Source organism: Dietzia sp. 111N12-1, assembly GCF_001658045.1.
Taxonomy (GTDB): domain Bacteria; phylum Actinomycetota; class Actinomycetes; order Mycobacteriales; family Mycobacteriaceae; genus Dietzia; species Dietzia kunjamensis.
This window is the reverse complement of record NZ_LSSV01000004.1, coordinates 1-487: the sequence shown is the minus strand read 5'-3', so window position 1 is coordinate 487 and position 487 is coordinate 1. Positions and strand designations below refer to the sequence as shown.

Annotated in this window: 1 protein-coding gene; it reads right to left on the bottom strand. The window is 67.4% G+C overall.

Going from position 1 to position 487, the window contains the following annotated elements; all coding sequences use genetic code 11:
* The coding region (locus AYO52_RS01960) for an IS256 family transposase (protein ID WP_156523495.1) at positions 1 to 487 on the bottom strand (487 nt) is incomplete at both ends.

Genomic DNA, 487 nt, shown 5'->3' with positions numbered 1-487 from the left:
GGGGTACTTGGCGCCCAGCGGCGATTCGGCGAAGGCCTCCAGTGCGACTCTGGCGGCCTCGGCGTTGGCGGCGGTGTAGATCGGCTTGAGTGCCTTGGCCACGTTCTTGCGGTCGCTGTAGGACACGAACCGCATCGAGGCCCGGATCAGGTGCACCACGCAGGTCTGCACCTCGGCGAAAGGCCAGGTCGCGGCAATCGCCTCGGACAGTCCGGTCAGCCCGTCGCAGGCCACGATCAGGACGTCTTTGACGCCGCGATTGGCCAGTTCGGCGCACACGCTGGCCCAGAACGCCGCGCCTTCCTTGGCCTGCACCCAGATGCCGAGCACGTGCTTGACGCCCTCAAGATCGACCCCGACCGCGATGTGGGCAGCGCGGGTCTTCACGTGGGCTCCATCGCGGATCTTGATGTGGATCGCGTCCAGGAACACCACCGGGTAGAACGCCTCCAACGGGCGGTGCTGCCAGGCGGCGACTTCGTCCAGG